General features: G+C 70.2%; 1 pseudogene. It reads left to right on the top strand.

What is annotated here, in order from left to right:
• Positions 1-275: pseudogene (locus NR072_RS10435) on the top strand (IS3 family transposase); the annotation flags it as partial.

Genomic DNA, 275 nt, shown 5'->3' with positions numbered 1-275 from the left:
CCCTCGGCTCGCGCGGTGCGGGACGAGGAGCTGATCCCGCAGCTGGTCGAGCTCTAGGAGACGAACTACCGCGTCTACGGGGTCAGAAAGCTCTGGAAGACCGCGCGTCGCGCCGGGATCGACATCGGCCGAGATCAGACGGGCCGGCTCATGCGCGCCGCAGGGATTAAGGGCGCGACCAGGTCGAAGCGGGTGAAGACGACCCGGCCAGATCCGACCGCGGCGCGGCACCCGGACCTCGTGAAGCGGGAGTTCACCGCGCCTGCCCCGAACCG

Source organism: Micrococcus sp. Mcc89 (genome assembly GCF_024519795.1).
Taxonomy (GTDB): domain Bacteria; phylum Actinomycetota; class Actinomycetes; order Actinomycetales; family Micrococcaceae; genus Micrococcus; species Micrococcus luteus.
This window is presented reverse-complemented; position numbering and strand designations above follow the sequence as displayed.